Consider the following 18,666-nt stretch of genomic DNA (forward strand, 5'->3'; position numbering starts at 1 on the left):
ATGGCACTTCTCGAAATCGAAAATCTCGTCGTCGAGTTTCAGACGTCGACTGGTGCTTTCCGCGCCGTGGACGGCGTCTCTCTGAAGGTCGATCCGGGCGAAGTTCTCGCCATCGTCGGCGAATCCGGTTCCGGCAAGTCGGTCTCGATGCTGGCTGCCATGGGCCTTCTGCCCTGGACCGCCAAGGTCACCGCCGACAAGATGGTCTTTGACGGCCAGAACCTGCTCGGCATGTCCGGCGCCCAGCGCCGCCAGATCATCGGCAAGGACATGTCGATGATCTTCCAGGAACCGATCGCCAGCCTCAATCCGTGCTTCACGGTGGGCTTCCAGATCGAGGAAGTTCTGAAGATCCACCTCGGCCTCGATAAGGCCGCGCGCCGCAAGCGTGCGATCGAACTGTTCGAAGCTGTCGGTATTCCGAACCCGGCGGAGCGGCTCAACCACTTCCCGCACCAGATGTCGGGTGGCCAGTGCCAGCGCGTCATGATCGCCATCGCGATCGCCTGCAATCCGAAGCTCCTGATCGCCGACGAGCCGACCACCGCGCTCGACGTGACGATCCAGAAGCAGATCCTCGATCTCTTGATGCGTCTGCAGCGTGAGCACGGCATGGGCCTGATCATGATCACCCACAACATGGGCGTGGTCGCTGAGACGGCCGATCGTGTCATCGTTCAGTACAAGGGCCGCAAGATGGAAGAGGCCGACGTCCTGTCGCTCTTCGAAGCGCCGAAGAGCGATTATACCCGCGCTCTGCTCGCCGCTCTTCCAGACAACGCCACCGGTGATCGCCTGCCGACCATCGGCGAGCTTTTCAATCAGGGAGCGGCACAATGACGCCAGTCCTCGAAGCCAAGACTATCGTCCGCGACTACTATCTCCCGGGCGGCCTCTTCAAGCAGGCAAAGACCGTTCATGCCGTCAAGGGCGTGAGCTTCAAGGTCGAGCAGGGCAAGACGCTGGCAATCGTCGGCGAAAGCGGCTGCGGCAAGTCCACGCTCGCCCGTATCGTCACGATGATCGACCCTGCCACGGCAGGCGAACTGATGATCGACGGCAAGAAGGTGGATATCGCTGCCGGCGATCTGACGCCGGAAATCCGCCGCAAGGTGCAGATCGTCTTCCAGAACCCCTATGGTTCGCTGAACCCGCGCAAGAAGATCGGCGACATCCTGATGGAGCCGCTGATCATCAACACCAAGACGCCCGCTGCCGAACGGCAGGAACTGGCGATGGCGATGTTGAAAAAGGTCGGTCTCCAGGAGATCCACTTCAACCGCTATCCGCACATGTTCTCGGGCGGCCAGCGCCAGCGTATCGCCATCGCGCGCGCGTTGATGCTGAACCCGCGGCTTCTGGTTCTCGACGAGCCGGTCTCGGCCCTCGACCTCTCGGTCCAGGCACAGGTGCTTAACCTGCTGGCCGACCTGCAGGACGAGCTGAACCTGACTTACGTCTTCATCAGCCACGACCTCTCGGTCGTTCGCTATATGGCAGACGACGTGATGGTGATGTATTTCGGCGAAGCCGTCGAATACGGTAGCCGCGATCAGGTCTTCAGCGATCCGCAGCACAGCTATACCAAGACGTTGTTTGCCGCGACGCCGCGGGCCGATGTCGAAACCATCCGGGCGCGTCTGGCCCGCAAGGCTGCTGCTGCCTCCTGAGGCATGGAAATAGCCGGAACAAAGAGGATTAGAGATGCCGGAGAATGACCGCAAGCCCCATGCCATCATCGTCATGGGCGTCAGCGGCTCCGGCAAATCCTCGATCGGCGAGAAACTGGCGGAGGCGTTGAGCCTCCGTTTCGTCGAAGGCGATGCACTGCATCCGCGCTCCAATGTCGAGAAGATGTCGAAAGGCATTCCGCTCACCGACGAGGACCGCATGCCTTGGCTTGATGTGATCGGCCAGACGATCAGGTCCGCGCTCTCAGAAGGCGAGGGTGTCATCGTCTCCTGTTCGGCGCTGAAGCGCATCTACCGCGAACGGCTTCGCAGTGCTGCCGGCGGCAATCTCTTTTTCGTTTATCTGGAAGGTTCGAAAGAACTGCTGATGGACCGCATGGGTCATCGCACCGGCCACTTCATGCCAGCATCCCTGCTGGAAAGCCAGCTTGCAACGCTTGAGGTCCCGACCGGCGAGCCCGGCGTCGTCACGGTCGATATCGACGGCACCATCGACGCGATCGCGGAAGCGGCGCGAATGAAGCTCGCGCCGCTCGGTATTTCCTAGCCGTCGATGCGGCGCAGGTTCTTCTTCTCCAGGAAGAAGAACGGACGGAACTTTACGCCGACGATATTCCCCGCAAAGGCAGAGAACGCCCAGAGGTAGCCGTGCAGGCTGCCCGAAGCGATCCCGGAGAAATAGGCGCCGATATTGCAGCCATAGGCGATGCGCGCCCCATAACCCAGCAGCAGACCGCCGACGACGGCGGCAACGACTGAACGAAGCGGAATATCCCAGCTCGGCGAGAAACGGCCGGCGAGCGAGGAGGCCAGCATTGCGCCGGCGATGATCCCGAAATCCATGACCGAGGTGATATCGGCAAAGACGCTGTCGGAGAGCGCCTTGGCATTGGCAGGCATCTGCCAGTAGGCCCAGGCGGTCGGATCGATGCCGAGCAGCACGGCGCCCTTGGCACCCCAGAGCGCAAAGGCCGACGTGATACCCCACGGACGGCCAGCGATGGCCAGTGTCAGGAAGTTCAGAAGCGCCAGTGCCACCGCACCGAGGACGAGCGGCCAGGGACCACGCAGGAAGCGCGAAAGGCCTTGACGCGGGGAGGGGGCCGGTTGCTCGAGCGAGCCGTGCCAGCGCTTCTCGACGATAACGCTGATCCAGGCGACGGCTGCGAAGATCGCCAGTGATACGGCGATACCGCCCACAGCGCCGAAGCTCTGCACCAGAGAAGTCGGCGGCAGCGACGGCAGGCTCACCCACCAGTCGAAATTGACGGTGCCGAGCACCGAGCCGATGATGAAGAACAAGAGCGTGATCAGCATGCGCGCATTGCCGCCGCCGGCGGTGAACAGCGTGCCCGACGCGCATCCGCCACCGAGCTGCATGCCGATACCGAACATGAAGGAACCGGCGATGACACCGAGTCCGGCGGGCGAGACGGAGCCCTTCACTTCATGGCCGAACAGCGTGCCGCTTGCCAGGAACGGGAAGAATAGCACGACGGCGATGGCAAGCAGGATCATCTGCACCCGCAAGCCCCGGCCGCGCCCATCGAGGATCAGCACGCGCCAGGCGGAGGTGAAGCCGAAGGCGGCATGGTAGAGCGCGATACCGAGAGCGCCGCCGACGAGGAAGAGGGCGCCTTGTGCCGGGCCGTAGAAATAGCCGAGCAGCAGAGTGCCGAGAACAAGCACGATGATCGAGCCGAGGCCCGGGGTTCCGAGCGACGGCTCCTTGATGCCGGGGAGGCTGGGTGAAGCGATAGACATGGGATTCTCCTGAAATTCTAGCGCAATACTAGAACTTCAGGTGCTGGTTTTGGAGGAATCCCATTTCCTGAAAAGCCCCTGACGCGGATTCATCTGGCGGAAAAACGCCAGTCTGCGCAAGTGCTTAAGGATTGAAACGCTGCGGCGAGTAAGCGGATATATCGATGAAGGGTGTCTCGCCGGTCATCAGCTCCGCCAGCACTCTGCCGGTGACCGGTCCGAGTGTCAGCCCGTGATGCGCGTGGCCGAAGGCAAACCACAATCCATTATGCCGTGGCGCCTTGCCGATGATGGGCATCATGTCAGGCGTGCAGGGGCGCGCGCCCATCCAGGGTTCGGGGTCCAGCCGCTCGCCGAGCGGGAAGATCGTGCGCGCCACCCTCTCGGCGCGGTCAAGCTGCACCGGCGTTTTCGGGGCGTCGAGCGTCGCAAATTCCGCACCCGTCGTCAGGCGGATGCCCTTGTTCATCGGCGCCAGGAAGTAGCCGCGCTCGGCATCCAGCGTCCAGTTGTTGAGAACGGCATTGCCCTGCGCGGCGTAATGCATGTGATAGCCGCGTTTGACGCCGAGCGGGAAAGAATAGCCGAGCCGCTTGGTCGCGACCTCGGCCCAGGGGCCGAGCGCCAGAACCGCATCATCGGCATCGAGCGGGCCTTCCGCCGTGGAAATCCGCCAACCCGAGCCGGCCTGTCCGAGCGAGTTTGCATCGCCGCTGACGAAACGGCCGCCGATGCTTTCGAAATAAGCGCAGTAAGCCGCCGTCAGCGCATGCGGATCGAGAACCGACCACGGATCGCGCCAGCGCAGGCCGCCGGTGAAATTCTGGATCAGGCCCGGCTCGATGCGCGCGACATCAGCTGAACTCAACTTGTCGTATTCGACGCCGAATTCCCGTTCCCAGAGTGCGGCTTCGGCAATCGCCTGGTCGTATTTCTCGGCGGTGCGAAACACCCGCATCCAGCCATCCTTGCGGATCAGCGCTTCGGCATGCGACGCCTCGATCAGGTCCTTGTGTTCAAGCACCGAATTCTCGATCAGCGGCGCATAGGCACGGGTGATGGCGTCGTGCCGGCGGGCATTGGAGTTCCACCAGTAGCGGGCGAGGAAGGCGACCTGCTTCGGCAGCGTCTTCAGGTGATAATGCGCGTCGATGCGGTTGTTCAGCGCGTAGCGCAGCAACAGCCCGACCTGCTGCGGGAAGCCGTAGGGAACGACGCCCTCGCGCTGGATGAGGCCGGCATTGCCGAAGGACGTTTCGTTACCCGGTGCCTTGCGATCAACCAGCACCGCCTGCCAGCCGCGGCGTTGCAGGTGGATGGCTGTCGAAACGCCGATGATGCCGGCACCAAGCACGATTGCAGTCTTTGTCATTTTTCCTTGCAACCCAATGAGTTCCCAAGCCCGAAAATGCCCTTAGGCTGGCGATGGTGCAAATGAAAAATCGCGTTTCATTTCAATTTCATTGCCCTCTCAATGCGGCATTTTCAACGCGGATGCGAACGGCAAGCATCATGGCGTTCAAAACCGAGAACAGGATCGCGTAGGCGGGCATGCCGAAGGCAAGCGGCAGGGCGGCAATCTCGCCCGCCACGATCACATAGTTCGGATGGTTGAGAAGCTTGTAGGGACCGGCTCTGACCAGCGTCTCGCCGGGCAGAATAATGATCCGCGTCGTCCAGCGTCCCCTCAGCGTGAAGAGCACCCAGATCCGCAAGGCCTGCAGCACCAGGAACAGTGCAAGCCAGCCCGCTTGAACCGGCTTGCCGGGAGCAAGCAGCCACAGGCCGCCAAGCCAGGCCGCATGCAGGGCGACCATGTAGGCATAATGATCGGCCCCGGCCTCCCGTGCGCCGCGGGCAAACAGGGCAAGCGTGTTCCGCTTCGCAATCACCAGCTCTGCCAGCCGCTGCAGGGTGACGAAAGCAAGAAGCAGCAAAGAAGCGTCCATCAGCCGATCCTCCTCAGTGTCACGCAGCTTGCCGAAAAGCCTGGCCCCATGGCGATCATCGCCGCGCGCTCCGGCAGACCGGCGGCAATCGCGCGCTCCAGCACGAAAAGTACCGTCGGCGAGGACATGTTGCCGTATTCCGAAAGCACGGCGCGCTCATGGTCGAGAGAGCCCTGTTCGAGCCCCAGCGTCGTTTCCATCGCACCCAGAACCTTCGTGCCGCCCGGGTGGCAGATGAACCGGCCGATGTCCGCGCGTGTCAGCCCGTTGCGGGCGAGAATGCCGTCGATCGCGGGCCCCAGTTCGCGCTCGGCGAATGGCGGCAGCGATTGCGCCAGGATGATGCCGAAGCCGGTGTCGTCGATCTTCCAGCCCATGATGTCTAGCGTATCGGGAAACAGGTGTTCGCCTGACGATTCGATCTCGGCGATGCCGCTGTCTCCGCTCCGGAGCACGCAGGCCGCAGCGCCATCGGCAAAAAGCGCGGTGGCGATAATGTTCGGCCGTGTCAGTTCGTCCAGCCGGAAAGCCAGCGTGCAGAGCTCGATGGCGACGAAGAGCACCGTCTTGCCGGACCGCACCGCCGCCAGCCGCGCCGCGATGCCAAGCCCGGAAACGCCGGCCGCACAACCAAGACCGAAGACCGGAACACGTTCGATATCGGCGCGAAATCCGAGCTGCCGTGCCAGCCGAGCATCGAGGCTTGGGGTGACGATCCCCGTCGAGGAGACGGTGACGACGCAATCAATGTCGCCTGCCTCCAGCCCGGCGCCGGCGAGAGCCTTTGCTGCCGCTTCTGCAAAGAGCTGACCGGCAACCTCCGCATAGGCGGCCATCCTGTCCGGCCAGCCGTGATTGTCCTCGAACCAGGAAAGCGGCCGGGCCGCATGGCGCTTATTGATCCCGGCATTCTCGAAAACCCCCGCGAGATGCCTGAAATCCTTGAACCGGTGCGCAAAAAGGCGGGCTGACGTCGCCGCCGCCTCGCTTTGCGTGATGATGGCTTCAGGCACGGCAGTCGCAACGCTAAGCAATGTCACCCGTTCGTTCACGGAGTTCTCCTTTATGCACCCGGCGCTGGAGAACACTACTTAGAGCCGCTTTATTCAGGCCCCCGCCGTCACGAAAAGGTGATGCGAAAAAATGAATGACCCCCGCCGAATAAAATCCCGATGACCGGTGTTCTCGGTGTGCAACGTCATTTTCCTGGAGATGTTCCCATGACGACCACAACTGTCTGTATCGCTTCTCTCATCCTCGGCGGCTTCATCGCCGCGTCGGCATTCTCCGTCCCTGTTTTTGCCGCAGGCGACGACAGCGAGACCATGCCGGTCTGCAAGAAGGGCGAGGTCTACGATAAGAAGGCCAAGAAGTGCGTGAAGCAGAGCAGCGCCAACATCACCGATGAAAACCGCACCGACTATGCCTATTCGCTGGCAAAGAGCGGCCGTTTCGATGAGGCGCTCGCCATGCTCGACACTGTCAAGGATCAGAACAACGCCGAAGTCCTGAACTACCGCGGCTATGCCACCCGCAAGCTCGGCCGCACCGACGAGGGCATTTCCTATTACCTGCAGTCGGTGAAGCTCGATCCGCAATATGCGAAGGTCCGCGAATATCTCGGCGAAGCCTATGTCATCAAGGGCCAACTCGACATGGCCAAGGACCAGCTGGCAACGATCAAGACGATCTGCGGCACGGATTGCGAAGAATACCAGGATCTGAACGCCGCGATCATCGACCCCTCGAAAATCTGAGGATCGGCACATGGGCGAAGCCGGCTGCAAAGGATTGCTCTGATGGCGGTCGCACACGCCCCGTTTCTTGCCTATAGTCGCGAAAAATCGGAGTCGCCGGTCACCCCGGCGGCGCCGCCGAAAACAGCAGGCGCGGAGGCGGCCATCGCGAGCGAAGCGGATATCAGGACGGGCCTGACGGAGCACCTCTCCCGGCTCTGGCGTTACGGTCTCGTGCTGTCGCGCAAGCGGGATGTCGCCGAGGATCTGGTGCAGCAGACCTGCGTGCGGGCGCTGGAGCGCGCCGCGCAGTTCGAGCCGGGCACCCGGCTGGACCGCTGGCTGTTTTCCATTCTCCATTCCATCTGGCTGAACGAGATCAGGGCCAACAAGGTGCGGCAGGGCCAAGGCTTTGCCGATGCCGAGGAAACCCTGGTTTTCGATGGGGCAGGGGCGACCGAAACGCATGTCGCCGCCGCCCAGTTGCTGCGCAAGGTCGATGCCTTGCCGGAGGCCCAGCGCAGCGCCGTCTTCCTGGCCTATGTCGAAGGGCTCGCCTATCGTGAGGTCGCAGAAATCTTGAACATTCCGATCGGAACCGTGATGAGCCGCCTTGCCGCCGCCCGCGCCAGGCTCTCCGCCGAAACAGCCGAAGGAGGGCGCCCATGACCAGCAATATCCGCATGCCTTCCGACGAAGAGCTGACCGCCTTTCTTGACGGCGAACTGCCGCAGCCGGAGATGGCGCGCATCGAAGCGCTCGCCAATGAAGACGAGGAAGTGGCTGTCCGCATCGAGTTCCTGGCCAATGGCAGCATGCCGTTCAGCGAAGCTTTCGCGCCGCTGCTCGACGAGGCGCCGAAGCAGAGGCTCGAGGCGATGCTTGCCGCGATCCCGGCTCCCGCCGCTGCGGCTGCGAGCGCGGAGCGCCCCACCATCACCCGCCGCGGCCTCTTCGGCGCGCTCGCCGCTTCGCTTGCAATCGGCATCATCGCCGACCGCGCCTATCTTGGTATCGGCCGCAGCATCGGCAAGGACGAAGGCAGCGAGTGGCGCAGCGTCGTCGCCGAATATATCGCACTTTATACGCCGGATACGCTGGCCGGTCCGGTGCCGCCGGCCGATGTCCAGACCGCGCAGCTTGCCCGCGTCGATGGGAAGCTTGGACTGAACCTCTCGCCTGAAACGGTGGCCTTGCCGGGCGTCGATTTCAAGCGCGCCCAGCTGCTCGAATACGACGATCATCCCCTGGCGCAGATCGCCTATCTCGATCCCGAGAGCGGGCCGTTGGCGCTCTGCATCATCCGTTCCGACAAAGGGGCGAAGCAGCCCGATATCGAGGGGCGCAAGGGCATGAACGTCATCTATTGGTCGACGGCGACCCATGCCTTCATGCTGATCGGCCACGCGCCGGTCGATCGGATGCGTGAAATTGCTGATGTGGTGAGGCCAAAACTGACGGCCTGAAGCTGTCTCGCCATCTTCATGCCGATTTTGCGTGGTTTTGCCTGAGCCTCTCCTAATGAAGGGGCGCATCAGCGTGAACTGGATCAATCGTTATATCGACGAGCCGTTGCTTGACGGCGCGGCGAGCGTGCTCAGGGCATGGCATATCCGCACCGGCCAGGCGCCGGAACGGCTTGAGCCGGTCTGGAATCTCATCGTCATCTCGCTTCTGACGGCAGGCTGCTGGTATGGGCTTGCGGGCATGCCGCTGGCGCTCAGCCTCGCCGCTCTCCTGGCGCTCGCTCTGCCATCGCTGCGCAAGCTTCTGCGGCTGAAGAAATCCAACCCTTATGACGCCCGCCAATACAAGTCGGCCCGCGCCCGCGCCGTTTCCAAGCGCGAAGCCGAATGGTCGCTGCGCATGACGGTGCTTTCGGTATCGGGCGGCCTGCCGTTTCTCGCCGGCAGCGATGATCCTGTTGGACACGCCTTCATGGCCGGCGCCTGCGTCTGGTTCGTGCTGACGGCGCCGGTCAAGTTCTATCTGGATGCCGCCGAGCCGCCGGCGCCTGATCAGGGCGACCGCGCCGAACGCGCGCTCTTCAATTTCGGCTGACAGCTCACGCGAAATCTCATTCTGAAGCGGCCGCCCATGGAACTAAGTCCTTGGGCGGCCGTTATTATGTCAGTCCAACGCTTAGGAGATCGCCATGCTGTATTACGCTCTGGTATTCCTCGTCGTGGCACTGATTGCCGGCGTGCTCGGCTTCGGCGGCATTGCAGGCGCTTCGGCGTCCATCGCGCAGGTTCTTTTCTTCATATTCCTGGTTCTATTCGTCGTCTCGCTCGTCATGCGCTTAATGCGCCGCTGACGGCAGCGAACAAACAGGATCGCATCCCGGCCCGGCGGTGAAACGCCGGGTTTTCTGTATCTTTAACAAGTGCTTGCGTGCGAAAATGACACGCCCGTCCGGAAAATTCCGGCGTAAAGATTGGATTCAACATTTCCCGGTAAACTGCCGTTAGCCATTCATCCGGCCCCGTTCGGGCCTGATGAAGCCAATGTCGTTTTCTGTGTTGTGTACGGGTTCCATGCGTTTTTCGGCTGTTCCTGCGATCTTTCTTGCCTGCCTGACTGTGTCGGGCTGCGCATCCAGCACGACCCCCGAGGGTCTGGTTTCCGGTGTGGTGTCGAAGGAAACGACGAGCTCGGTGTCCCCGCCGCCGGCGCCCGTTCCGGCCGCGCCCGTCTATGCGCAGGCCGCTCCGTCAGCCCCCATGCCGCATCAGGAAGAGCTGGCCTGGGCAGGCCAGGTGCCGCAGCCGCAGGCCTTCGAGCCTGTCAATCGCGTGGTCGGCGCCCCGGTTCCGGCCGAGCGCCCGGAAGCGCTGATGGCGGCACCCGTGCCGATGGCCGAACCCGCCTTCGCCCCGCGCACCCGCTCGCGCATCTATGCCCATCAGTTCCGCGATGCCAAGCCGATCAATTTCGGCCGCGCCTCGCCGCGCAAGCTCGCCGTCCACGGCGTCGATGTCTCGCGCTGGCAGGGCAATATCGACTGGGCGACGCTTAGAACCCAGGGCGCCAACTTCGCCTATATCAAGGCCACCGACGGCGGCGACCATCTCGACCCGATGTTCCGCACCAACTGGCAGCGCGCCAAGGCCGCAGGCATGAAGCGCGGCGCCTATCATTTCTTCTACTGGTGCCGCACCGCCGGCGAACAGGCCGATTGGTTCATGCGCAACGTGCCGCGCGATCCCGATGCCCTGCCGCCCGTCATCGACGTCGAATGGAACGGCGAATCCAGCTGCAAGCGCCGCCCGTCACCCGAGCGCGTCGTCGAAAAGATGCAGGTCTTCATGGACAAGCTGGAGCGCTATTACGGCAAGCGCCCGATCATCTACACGGCGCCCGATTTCTATCGCGACAACCTCCGCGGCCAGTTTCCGAGCCACCCTTTCTGGCTCCGCTCCGTCGCCGCCCACCCGGCCCAAGTCTATCCCGGCCGCCGCTGGATGCTCTGGCAATATTCGGGTTCAGGGCTCTCCCAGGGCGTTCAGGGCAAGATCGATTTGAACGTGTTCCATGGGTCCGAGGCGGAGTGGCATGACTTTGCTTCGCCGCGGGAAGGGTGAGGGGACCATGCTTTCCAGTCGCACTTGACATAGATGAGTAGGCGCGATGACAACGATAAGTGCAACAAGGTCGCGCTTTACAAGAGCTGAATGCATTTGAATTTCCGGCGATTGCTTTGAGACCTTCGCCCGCCATCGGCGGGCTTCTTGTGCGAGTGCGAGGTATAGCCGTAGATGCATACAAAGCGCATCAGCATCAAATTTATGAGGCAATCATACACGCTGCAGATGCCGTCATGGCCTTGGGCAAACTATTATTTGCCATTCTAGTAACTTGAGGAAACGCATGACCGCGACAGAGATTCTTCAGGCGATCAAAGAGGACATCGACAATTCATCCCCGCGGTCTAGTCCTCATCAAATTAACCCCACGTATCTGTATGAAAAGGCCAAGCTTTTAAAGGACTGCAAGCCTTTCGGCGTGTTGAACTCTGATACGTGGATTGCGTTTGCAGGAGGCGGCGGAATGCCGGGGAACGCCGCTGAAACAGAAACTGCTTGGGCTATACGCCAACTAATCAGGGGAATGGAGCCTGTCGCTGTTCTCGAACTCGCAGCCGAACAGCTATCGAAGAATGCCGTAGAACTTTACGAAATTTCCGACGTGAGTGGCATCACGGTATCTGAAATTATTCAGCTGAGGACGACTGCTGGCTCTACCCAAAACGACAATCTGCCGGAAAGCAGATACAACGGATACGTGTTCGTTCAGCGATGGGCTGGAGGACATATGATTAAGACAGATACGGCTGCTTTGGTCCGAAAGGTTCATGTCGAGCCTGTTTATGTTAATCGGCACGACCAGCCCCTAATCGAGAAGCTAAGCAGTCATCGTGCAAAAGAGTCAGAAAAGCGGCTTGGCTACCGGCTCCAACTTCGGCGGGCGCTGGCGTTGCAAGGCACAGGACCAGTTGAAATCATAAGCAGCTATATGGCCGCTGAAACAGATCACATTCTTGCTCAAGATTCAGGATTCAGTTCGATCTTCAGTTCGGCGAATATTTTTCATAACGCTCAACCCGATGTCGCCAAGAACACTTTCGCTAGTCAAACAGCTAGATGCTTTTGAAGGTCCTGCTTCGCTTTATCTTGCAATTGATCGCTTAGCTCGGTCCCGTGGTGATTTTGATATCGTCAATAAGGCCATCGACCTCGGAATGTCATTGGAAGTTGCATTGATGCACGATGACCAGAACGCCAAGGAAGAGATCAACGCCAAGCTTGGTCTTCGCGCGGGCTGGTTACTTGGCTCTTCGCCTGAGACACGGATGGAGGCCCGAAAAGACATTGGAAATCTCTATTCGGCCCGGTCGAGCGCTACGCATACAGGGAGGCTCGACCCTGCGAAGTTTAAACACGAAGACGCAGACGCGCTTCTTGTCCGCCTTCTATGTGCACTCCTAGCAAGAGGGAAATTCCCTCACTGGAATCATTTGACGTTCGGCGGCAACGGTGACTTTGGGTAGCTAACGAAATCGGGCTCATTGAGCCATGTGGACCATCCACAAAATCGCAACACTTAGTGTTTTTAATATTGTATAAGTCGCTGATTTCAGTAAGAAAAATAAGTTTGGCTGGGGAACCTGGACTCGAACCAAGATTAACGGAGTCAGAGTCCGTCGTTCTACCATTGAACTATTCCCCAGCAGGAGCGGCGCGTCGGCCGCTTCGCTGTCGTGCGGGGCTTATAACCAAATCGCGGCGGAATGCAAATAGCTGTTTTGAAAAAAATTCAGGGCATGTGGATGACGCGTTTCAGGCGCTTCTAAAACTGTTTTCAAAAAGAATTTGGTGATTTTGGCATGCGCTGGTATTCTTGCGGCAACGCAAAAATCTAATGAGCGCCAGCAGCATACCGTTCAGGCCTTGCGCGGCGCGTGGAAAAACAACGTGGAAGACCCCGAAGGCGGCGCCAGGCCGCAATTTGACGGGGCGCCAGCGGCACAGCGCAAGGACGGCAAAAAGTCCAGGCGCCGCAAGGGAAAACGTGGCGGCCAGAACCGCAACGCGCCCCAGGCCGCTTCGCAGACCGCCTCCGGACCCTCTGGAGACGCTGCGCGCCCAACGGAAAACACCGCAGGGAATCCGTCCCGCAAGCGCAAGCGCCGCCGCCGTGGCAATGCTGCGCCGCAAACCGGCGTGGCACCGCAGGCCGCCATCCAGCATCAGAAGGTTGCCGACAGTGCGGCGAATCCATCTGGTGATTCGGAGCATGCCTCGCGCCGCAACCGGCGCAAGCATCGCGGAAAACGCGGCCTGCAGGGCCGTCCGCTGACGCCGGAGAAGACCGCTTCTCAGCCATCGTCTGCTGCAAATCAGCCGTCCGCCCGGGCAAACAGTCATGCCGATGCGCGAAGCGGCGACCAGCCACGCCCGCATCGCCCCGGCGAACGCGAGCATCACGGCTTCGAACATCCCTGGCCGGACGAGCTCTATGCGGCGCTCGACCTCGGCACCAACAATTGCCGCCTGCTGATTGCCCAGCCGACACGCCCCGGCCAGTTCCGCGTCGTCGATGCCTTCTCGCGTATCGTCCGCCTCGGCGAGGGGCTGGCGGCCAGCGGCCGTCTCTCCGACGAGGCGATGGATCGCGCCGTCGATGCGCTTCGCGTCTGCGCCGGCAAATTGAAGAACCGCGAAATCCGCCGTATGCGGCTGATCGCCACCGAAGCCTGCCGCCAGGCATCGAACGGCGAAGCGTTCCTCGAGCGCGTCGTTGCCGAAACCGGTCTGGATCTCGAAATCATCGACCGCGAAACCGAAGCCCGGCTTGCGGTCTCCGGATGCTCGTCGCTTGTCGGGCGTGAAACCCGCTCCGTCGTTCTGTTCGATATCGGCGGCGGTTCGTCCGAGATCGCCGTCATCCGCATCGGCGAAAATCGCTTCAGCCGCCTGGCGAATCACATCACCCATTGGACCTCGCTGCCGGTCGGCGTCGTCACGCTGTCCGAGCGCCACGGCGGCCGGGATGTGACGCCCGATGTTTTCGAAGGCATGGTCAGCGAAGTCGCGGGCATGCTCTCCGGTTTCGATTGCCCCGATATCGAGGTTGCCCAGTCGACCGATTTCCATCTGATCGGCACATCGGGCACGGTGACGACGCTTGCCGGCGTGCATCTCGATCTGCCACGATATGATCGCCGCAAGGTGGATGGTATCTGGCTGTCGGACGATGAGGTTTCGGCCATGCAGGCGAAGCTCCTGTCGTGGGATTTTGCAAGCCGCGCCGCCAACCCGTGCATCGGCCCCGACCGTGCCGATCTGGTTCTGGCCGGTTGCGCCATTTTGGAAGCCATCCGCCGCCGCTGGCCGAGCCCGCGCATGCGCGTTGCCGATCGCGGCTTGAGGGAAGGCCTGTTGACCGACATGATGGCGGATGATGGCGTCTGGCGCCGTCACCGCAATCGCCGCGGCCAGCGTGGAAGGTAAGAGAACAATGACCAAGGCACCCATCGCGGGCAACCGCACCGGCCGCAAGCTCGGCCAGCGCGTCAAGAACAAGAAGATGAAGGCGTCGTCGCGCCAGTGGCTGCAGCGCCATATCAACGATCCCTATGTGCAGCGCGCGCAGCTCGAGGGCTATCGCGCCCGCGCGGCCTTCAAGCTGCTGGAAATCGACGAGAAGTACAACATCCTCAAGGGGGCCCGCCGCATCATCGATCTCGGCGCTGCGCCGGGCAGCTGGTCGCAGATCGCCGCCAAGGTCACCGGCTCGACCGACGAGGATATCCGCGTCGCGGCCATCGACTTCCTGGAAATGACGCAGCTTCCGGGCGTCAAGGTTCTTCAGCTCGACTTCCTGGATCCATCGGCGCCGGCAGCGCTGATGGAAGCCGTCGGCGGCACGCCCGATCTCGTCATCTCCGACATGGCCGCGCCGACCACCGGCCATCACCGCACCGACCATCTGCGCACCATGCATCTCTGCGAGGTCGCGGCGCATTTTGCCATCGAGGTTTTGGGCGAGGGCGGTCACTTCCTGACCAAGACCTTCCAGGGCGGCACCGAGCGCGAGCTCTTGACCATGCTGAAGCAGCATTTCAAGCAGGTCGTCCACGTCAAGCCGGCATCGTCGCGCGCCGAATCGGTCGAGATGTTCCTGCTCGCCAAGGGCTTCAAGGGCCGTCAAAAGCAGGTTGACGTTACGGAAGCTTGATCTTTCCGGTGAACTGGGGCGATTATGACAGTCCCAAGACTTGGAATATCACCGACCCATGCTTCTTTATCTGACCCTCGGAACCAACGACATCGAGCGGGCACGGCATTTCTATGATGCCATCATGCCGCCGCTCGGCTATCGCTGCCAGCGCTATTCGGAAGAAGAAATCGGCTATTCGGCGGATGGCGACACCCGATGCCGCCTTTGGGTGGTCACGCCGTTCAACCGGCGTCGCGCGTCGAATGGCAATGGCACGATGGCCGCACTGTCTGCGGCGAGCCGGGCCGATGTCGATGCCTTCTACGCGGCGGCGATCGCCGCCGGAGGCAAGGACGAAGGCGAACCGGGCCTTCGCCCATTCCACGACAGTTTCTACGCCGCTTACATTCGCGATCCCGACGGCAATAAGCTTAGCGCCGTCTGCGAACAGCCGGAATAGGTTATTTCACCGCCTGCTGCTCGGCCTCGATGGCGGCAGGCGTGATCGGCTTGCCACGATGGCCGGAGACCACGGCCCCGGCATTCCTGTCCATGCGGATGAACGGGATCATCGCGATGAGCGTCAGCGCGGCGATGACGTAGAAGGCGACGTGGAAATCGGCCACCTGCAGCGCTTCGCCGCGGAAATAGATGCAGGTTTCCAGGATCATGGCGGCAACGGAAACGCCGAGCGCCAGGCTGATCTGCTGCATCACCGAACTCATCGACGTCGCCTGGCTGGCCTCCGAATCCTTGATGTCGGCAAAGGCCAGCGCATTGATGCCGGTGAAGATGAAGGACCGCGAGAAGCCGCCGATCAGGAGAATGACGACGATCGCAACATGCGGGGTCTCTGGCGTGAAGAAGCCCGTTGCGGCGGTGACGACGGTCGTCACGCACGCCGCAGTCAGCAGCGTCGAGCGGAAACCGGCGGCGGCAAAGACGCGGCGCGCCATGAACTTGGTGGTGATTGCCCCGATCGCACCCGAGAAGGTGATGAGGCCGGATTGAAACGGCGTCAGCCCGAAGCCGAGCTGCAGCATCAGCGGCGTCAGGAACGGCATGGCGCCGACGCAGATGCGAAACAGCGTGCCGCCTGTGGTCGAGGCGCGGAAGGTGGCGTTCTTGAAAAGGTCGAGGTTCAGGATCGGCGCCGGGTGGCTCCTGGCGTGGCGGACGTAAAGCCAGCCGCAGATGAGACCGACGATTGTCGCCGTGATGCCGATGACCGGCGGCAGCGCAGGCAGGCTGACGACCGAGAGGCCGAAGACGACGCCGGCCGCTGAGACGGACGTCAGGATAAAGCCGATGACATCGAGTTTCGGTGGCCGCGTCGCCTCGACATGCGGCAGGAAGATGGTCGCCAGCCAGACGCCGATCACGCCGACGGGAACATTGATCAGGAAGATCCAGTGCCAGCTGAAATAGGTGGTGATGAAGCCGCCGAGCGGCGGGCCTGCCAGCGGGCCCACCAGCGCCGGAATGGTGAGCAGCGCCATGGCCGAAACGAGGTCGCTGCGCTGCGTCGTTCGCACCAGCACGAGGCGTCCAACCGGGGTCATCATCGAGCCGCCGATACCCTGCAGGAAGCGGGCGAAGACGAATTCGACGAGATTGGACGAACTGGCGCAGAAGATCGAGCCGACGACGAAAACGCCGATGGCCAGCCGGAAGATGTTCTTGGCGCCGAACCTGTCGGCCATCCAGCCGCTGATCGGAATGAAGACGGCAAGCGATACCATGTAGGAGGTCAGCGCCAGCTTCAGGGTGATCGGGTTGACATGCAGGTCATTGGCGATCGCCGGCAGCGCGGTGGCGATAACGGTCGAATCCATCTGCTCCATGAAGAGCGCGACGGCAAGGATAAGCGGAACGATGCGGTTCATAGGCGAAAGCCTTGAATGGTCTTGGGGGCGGCTGCTGTTTAGTCCCGGTCTCGGTCTCTGCCAATCCCGGAAACGCTGAAGTCTACACATCCGCTTCACGTCTGCGTGAGACGGCTTGTTCGACAACTTCTCCTTTCAACATTGACATATGCTTACGCCGCCGCGGCCAGAAATGCCCGGCAAGCACGTGGGGATGAGTGCGAATAGAGATCGCACGTTGCCGGAGGATGGATATATGGCAGTTTCATTGGGGATGAAGCGGCGCACGCTTTTTGCCGCAGGTCTTGGCCTGCTGGCGGCGCCGGCCATTTTGAGAATACCGGCCCAGGCGGCCGAGACCGGAGATAAAGCAAAGATGACGACAGCATTGCCAGAGATCAATCAATTCAAGCTGGGTTCCTTCAAGATCACCGCCGTCCGCGACGGCAGCAACGTGCTGGAGAAGCCGTTCGAAACCTTCGGCACCAATCAGGACTCGGAAGCAGTGAAGACACTGCTCACCGAAAACTTCCTGCCCGCCGACAAGTTCGTGAATAGCTATTCGCCGGCAATCATCGATACCGGTTCCGATGTGATCCTCGTCGATACAGGCTTCGGCGCCGGTGCCCGCGAGCGTGGCATGGGCAAGCTGCAGGATGGCCTGAAGGCTGCCGGCTACAGCGTCGATGACGTCACCGTCGTGGCACTGACGCATATGCATGGCGACCATATCGGCGGCATGATGGAAGGCGGCGCCCCGGCTTTCAAGAACGCCCGCTATGTAGCCGGCCAGGCGGAATACGATTTCTGGACCGACAAGGCCCGCGAGGGGACGCCGGCCGAAGGCGGCCACAAGGCTGTTCTCGCCAATGTCGTGCCCTTTGCCGAAAACACCACCTTCATCAAGGAAGGAGATTCCGTCGTCAGCGGCATCACCGCGATGCTGGCGCCTGGCCATACGCCCGGCCACATGGTCTTTCATGCACAGTCCGACAACAAGCAGCTGGTTTTCACCGGCGATACGGCAAACCATTACATCCTGTCGCTGCTGCATCCGGAATGGGAAGTGCGCTTCGACATGAACAAGGCCGAGGCCGCCGCCTCGCGCAAGAAGGTGTTCGACCTGATCGCCACCGACAAGATCGCCTTCCTCGGCTATCACATGCCGTTCCCGGCGGTCGGTTTCGTCGAGAAGCAGGGGGCAGGCTATCGCTTCGTCCCCAAGAGCTATCAGTTCGATATCTGATGGGAGACGGGAGCGGCCAATGCCGCTCCCGTATTTTCAAAGCTCAGTCGCCCTGCCAGAAGGGCAGGGTGGTCCGCTTCGAGATACGGTACACGGCAGCCGGCGGGAAATTCTGGATCGTCCGTCCCAGGAACACCGCTTTCAGGCCCAGCCTGTCGAGGATCGGGCGTGGCACCGGGCAGCGCGGGCCGTAGGTGAACTGATAGAATTTCCCTTGCTTGTCGAGATGCCTGAAGGCACCGGCCAGGATCGCCATCACCTGGCGCGGCGGCATGGAGAGCAGCGGCAGGCCGCTGACGACGGCGCCCGCCGGGCCGCCAATATCGAGCTGTCCGATCTTCGCCGCATCGCTTTCGACAATCGCCGCCTGCGGAAAACGTGCCGCCAGCATGCCGGTGAATTCGCGTCCTTTCTCGATCAGCACCAGGTCGCTCTCGGCAACGCCGCGGCCGATCAGTGCGCGCGTGAAGACGCCGGTGCCCGGCCCGAGTTCGATGACGCGGCCGGCTGCCGGCTCGATCTCCCGGGTAATCAGCTGGGCCAGCGAGTGGCCGGAAGGAATGGCGGAGGCGACGCGCAGCGGATTTCGCAGCCAGGCGCGCAGAAATAGAAACGTGTCGGAGGATGTGCAGGTGGTGTTCACGGCTTGCAGCTCCAGTGCCCGTTGGAATTGGCGGATGGTGTCGTCTTGAA

Annotated in this window: 20 protein-coding genes and 1 tRNA gene; 14 read left to right on the top strand and 7 right to left on the bottom strand. The window is 61.6% G+C overall.

Features of this window, described 5'->3' with window-relative positions; genetic code table 11:
* From AC1DV9_RS14620 to AC1DV9_RS14630, 3 genes are read left to right on the top strand one after another with little or no spacing between them, the layout of a single operon-like run.
* Positions 1-840 carry an ABC transporter ATP-binding protein gene (locus AC1DV9_RS14620; protein ID WP_112387668.1) on the top strand — a complete coding sequence of 280 codons (840 nt, stop codon included), beginning with the start codon at positions 1-3 and terminating at the stop codon, positions 838-840.
* Complete coding sequence (locus AC1DV9_RS14625; protein ID WP_477948658.1) at positions 837-1,670, top strand: dipeptide ABC transporter ATP-binding protein; 834 nt, start codon at positions 837-839, stop codon at positions 1,668-1,670. Before AC1DV9_RS14620 ends, AC1DV9_RS14625 begins: the two co-directional genes overlap by 4 nt.
* Positions 1,671-1,704: 34 nt before the next feature.
* Positions 1,705-2,238 carry a gluconokinase gene (locus AC1DV9_RS14630; RefSeq protein ID WP_477948659.1) on the top strand — a complete coding sequence of 178 codons (534 nt, stop codon included), beginning with the start codon at positions 1,705-1,707 and terminating at the stop codon, positions 2,236-2,238.
* On the opposite strand, the gene AC1DV9_RS14635 is transcribed toward AC1DV9_RS14630, so the two are convergent.
* From AC1DV9_RS14635 to AC1DV9_RS14650, 4 genes are all read right to left on the bottom strand, one after another.
* Complete coding sequence (locus AC1DV9_RS14635) at positions 2,235-3,455, bottom strand: YeeE/YedE family protein (RefSeq protein WP_477948661.1); 1,221 nt, start codon at positions 3,453-3,455, stop codon at positions 2,235-2,237. The two genes, AC1DV9_RS14630 and AC1DV9_RS14635, sit on opposite strands and share 4 nt — an antisense overlap.
* Positions 3,456-3,579: 124 nt before the next feature.
* Positions 3,580-4,827, bottom strand: coding sequence for an NAD(P)/FAD-dependent oxidoreductase (locus AC1DV9_RS14640; protein WP_477948663.1), 1,248 nt, complete (start codon positions 4,825-4,827; stop codon positions 3,580-3,582).
* An 88-nt stretch (positions 4,828-4,915) separates the two neighbouring features.
* Positions 4,916-5,404, bottom strand: coding sequence for an isoprenylcysteine carboxyl methyltransferase family protein (locus tag AC1DV9_RS14645; RefSeq protein WP_477948665.1), 489 nt, complete (start codon positions 5,402-5,404; stop codon positions 4,916-4,918).
* Positions 5,404-6,456, bottom strand: a complete 1,053-nt coding sequence (locus AC1DV9_RS14650; protein ID WP_477948667.1) for a type III polyketide synthase — start codon at positions 6,454-6,456, stop codon at positions 5,404-5,406. The genes AC1DV9_RS14645 and AC1DV9_RS14650 overlap by 1 nt, the downstream gene beginning before the upstream one ends.
* Before the next feature lie 168 nt (positions 6,457-6,624).
* Between AC1DV9_RS14650 and AC1DV9_RS14655 the strand changes: the two genes are divergently transcribed.
* The 7 genes from AC1DV9_RS14655 (at position 6,625) to AC1DV9_RS14685 (ending at position 11,793) form a co-directional block, all read left to right on the top strand.
* Positions 6,625-7,161, top strand: coding sequence for a tetratricopeptide repeat protein (locus AC1DV9_RS14655; RefSeq protein ID WP_477948668.1), 537 nt, complete (start codon positions 6,625-6,627; stop codon positions 7,159-7,161).
* Positions 7,162-7,203: 42 nt separating this feature from the next.
* Positions 7,204-7,809 (top strand): RNA polymerase sigma factor, encoded by a 606-nt coding sequence (locus AC1DV9_RS14660; RefSeq protein ID WP_112387676.1) that lies wholly within the window; start codon positions 7,204-7,206, stop codon positions 7,807-7,809.
* Positions 7,806-8,606, top strand: a complete 801-nt coding sequence (locus AC1DV9_RS14665; RefSeq protein WP_477948669.1) for an anti-sigma factor family protein — start codon at positions 7,806-7,808, stop codon at positions 8,604-8,606. Before AC1DV9_RS14660 ends, AC1DV9_RS14665 begins: the two co-directional genes overlap by 4 nt.
* A 55-nt stretch (positions 8,607-8,661) precedes the next feature.
* Positions 8,662-9,201 carry a hypothetical protein gene (locus tag AC1DV9_RS14670; RefSeq protein ID WP_477948670.1) on the top strand — a complete coding sequence of 180 codons (540 nt, stop codon included), beginning with the start codon at positions 8,662-8,664 and terminating at the stop codon, positions 9,199-9,201.
* Positions 9,202-9,295: 94 nt separating this feature from the next.
* The gene (locus tag AC1DV9_RS14675; protein WP_112387679.1) at positions 9,296-9,457 is read left to right on the top strand and encodes a DUF1328 domain-containing protein; all 162 of its coding nucleotides are present in this window, start codon (positions 9,296-9,298) and stop codon (positions 9,455-9,457) included.
* Between the two features lie 220 nt (positions 9,458-9,677).
* A complete protein-coding gene (locus tag AC1DV9_RS14680) occupies positions 9,678-10,724 on the top strand; it encodes a glycoside hydrolase family 25 protein (RefSeq protein WP_310292763.1) in 1,047 nt (348 codons plus the stop codon).
* A 286-nt stretch (positions 10,725-11,010) separates the two neighbouring features.
* A complete protein-coding gene (locus tag AC1DV9_RS14685) occupies positions 11,011-11,793 on the top strand; it encodes a hypothetical protein (protein ID WP_477948672.1) in 783 nt (260 codons plus the stop codon).
* 502 nt (positions 11,794-12,295) lie between these two features.
* Here AC1DV9_RS14685 and AC1DV9_RS14690 read toward each other — a convergent pair.
* A tRNA-Gln gene (locus AC1DV9_RS14690) sits at positions 12,296-12,369 on the bottom strand.
* Positions 12,370-12,614: 245 nt separating this feature from the next.
* Here AC1DV9_RS14690 and AC1DV9_RS14695 point away from each other — a divergent pair.
* From AC1DV9_RS14695 to AC1DV9_RS14705, 3 genes are read left to right on the top strand one after another with little or no spacing between them, the layout of a single operon-like run.
* Entirely contained in the window at positions 12,615-14,153 is a 1,539-nt protein-coding gene (locus tag AC1DV9_RS14695; protein WP_477948674.1) for a Ppx/GppA phosphatase family protein, read from the top strand.
* 7 nt (positions 14,154-14,160) lie between these two features.
* Positions 14,161-14,880 carry an RlmE family RNA methyltransferase gene (locus AC1DV9_RS14700; protein WP_477948676.1) on the top strand — a complete coding sequence of 240 codons (720 nt, stop codon included), beginning with the start codon at positions 14,161-14,163 and terminating at the stop codon, positions 14,878-14,880.
* Positions 14,881-14,938: 58 nt separating this feature from the next.
* Complete coding sequence (locus AC1DV9_RS14705) at positions 14,939-15,322, top strand: VOC family protein (RefSeq protein WP_477948677.1); 384 nt, start codon at positions 14,939-14,941, stop codon at positions 15,320-15,322.
* 1 nt (position 15,323) lies between these two features.
* Here AC1DV9_RS14705 and AC1DV9_RS14710 read toward each other — a convergent pair whose 3' ends face one another.
* Complete coding sequence (locus tag AC1DV9_RS14710) at positions 15,324-16,748, bottom strand: DHA2 family efflux MFS transporter permease subunit (protein ID WP_477948679.1); 1,425 nt, start codon at positions 16,746-16,748, stop codon at positions 15,324-15,326.
* A 235-nt stretch (positions 16,749-16,983) separates the two neighbouring features.
* On the opposite strand from AC1DV9_RS14710, the gene AC1DV9_RS14715 reads away from it, so the two are divergent.
* Positions 16,984-17,973 carry an MBL fold metallo-hydrolase gene (locus AC1DV9_RS14715; protein WP_477948681.1) on the top strand — a complete coding sequence of 330 codons (990 nt, stop codon included), beginning with the start codon at positions 16,984-16,986 and terminating at the stop codon, positions 17,971-17,973.
* A gap of 43 nt (positions 17,974-18,016) precedes the next feature.
* On the opposite strand, the gene AC1DV9_RS14720 is transcribed toward AC1DV9_RS14715, so the two are convergent.
* Positions 18,017-18,616: a class I SAM-dependent methyltransferase gene (locus tag AC1DV9_RS14720; protein ID WP_477948683.1), complete on the bottom strand. Its 600-nt coding sequence runs from the start codon at positions 18,614-18,616 to the stop codon at positions 18,017-18,019.
* Positions 18,617-18,666: the final 50 nt, after the last annotated feature.

Source organism: Rhizobium sp. 01L410, assembly GCF_056400165.1.

Excerpts from the sequence above, each read along its gene's own strand:
- AC1DV9_RS14620 (WP_112387668.1), top strand. The coding sequence starts at position 1 with ATGGCACTTCTCGAAATCGAAAATCTCGTCGTCGAGTTTCAGACGTCG.
- AC1DV9_RS14625 (WP_477948658.1), top strand. The coding sequence starts at position 837 with ATGACGCCAGTCCTCGAAGCCAAGACTATCGTCCGCGACTACTATCTC.
- AC1DV9_RS14630 (WP_477948659.1), top strand. The coding sequence starts at position 1,705 with ATGCCGGAGAATGACCGCAAGCCCCATGCCATCATCGTCATGGGCGTC.
- AC1DV9_RS14635 (WP_477948661.1), bottom strand. The coding sequence starts at position 3,455 with ATGTCTATCGCTTCACCCAGCCTCCCCGGCATCAAGGAGCCGTCGCTC.
- AC1DV9_RS14640 (WP_477948663.1), bottom strand. The coding sequence starts at position 4,827 with ATGACAAAGACTGCAATCGTGCTTGGTGCCGGCATCATCGGCGTTTCG.
- AC1DV9_RS14645 (WP_477948665.1), bottom strand. The coding sequence starts at position 5,404 with ATGGACGCTTCTTTGCTGCTTCTTGCTTTCGTCACCCTGCAGCGGCTG.
- AC1DV9_RS14655 (WP_477948668.1), top strand. The coding sequence starts at position 6,625 with ATGACGACCACAACTGTCTGTATCGCTTCTCTCATCCTCGGCGGCTTC.
- AC1DV9_RS14660 (WP_112387676.1), top strand. The coding sequence starts at position 7,204 with ATGGCGGTCGCACACGCCCCGTTTCTTGCCTATAGTCGCGAAAAATCG.
- AC1DV9_RS14665 (WP_477948669.1), top strand. The coding sequence starts at position 7,806 with ATGACCAGCAATATCCGCATGCCTTCCGACGAAGAGCTGACCGCCTTT.
- AC1DV9_RS14670 (WP_477948670.1), top strand. The coding sequence starts at position 8,662 with ATGAAGGGGCGCATCAGCGTGAACTGGATCAATCGTTATATCGACGAG.
- AC1DV9_RS14675 (WP_112387679.1), top strand. The coding sequence starts at position 9,296 with ATGCTGTATTACGCTCTGGTATTCCTCGTCGTGGCACTGATTGCCGGC.
- AC1DV9_RS14680 (WP_310292763.1), top strand. The coding sequence starts at position 9,678 with ATGCGTTTTTCGGCTGTTCCTGCGATCTTTCTTGCCTGCCTGACTGTG.
- AC1DV9_RS14685 (WP_477948672.1), top strand. The coding sequence starts at position 11,011 with ATGACCGCGACAGAGATTCTTCAGGCGATCAAAGAGGACATCGACAAT.
- AC1DV9_RS14700 (WP_477948676.1), top strand. The coding sequence starts at position 14,161 with ATGACCAAGGCACCCATCGCGGGCAACCGCACCGGCCGCAAGCTCGGC.
- AC1DV9_RS14705 (WP_477948677.1), top strand. The coding sequence starts at position 14,939 with ATGCTTCTTTATCTGACCCTCGGAACCAACGACATCGAGCGGGCACGG.
- AC1DV9_RS14710 (WP_477948679.1), bottom strand. The coding sequence starts at position 16,748 with ATGAACCGCATCGTTCCGCTTATCCTTGCCGTCGCGCTCTTCATGGAG.
- AC1DV9_RS14715 (WP_477948681.1), top strand. The coding sequence starts at position 16,984 with ATGGCAGTTTCATTGGGGATGAAGCGGCGCACGCTTTTTGCCGCAGGT.